The 232-nt window shown below is 28.4% G+C and carries 1 protein-coding gene; it reads right to left on the reverse strand.

Annotated elements, in window-relative coordinates; translation table 11 throughout:
* On the reverse strand, window positions 1-232 hold a 232-nt coding region (locus NG901_RS16870; protein ID WP_502800143.1), incomplete at both ends, for a response regulator.

Genomic DNA, 232 nt, shown 5'->3' on the forward strand with positions numbered 1-232 from the left:
TAATTTTTTATTATTATAAATAAGCGTTGTATCACCTAAATTAAGTACAGCTCCATTACTTTCTAAAATATTAGTTTGTCCTTGAAATGAATAAGTTCTTCTAATCAAAGCCTGTACTTTTGCAACTATAACATTTAAATCGAAAGGCTTAGCTATAAAGTCATCAGCCCCCATATTTATAGCCATAATTAAGTTCATATTATCATTTGCCGATGATGCAAAAATAATTGGC

The organism is Clostridium sp. CMCC3677, assembly GCF_023845585.1.
GTDB lineage: Bacteria > Bacillota > Clostridia > Clostridiales > Clostridiaceae > Clostridium > Clostridium aquiflavi.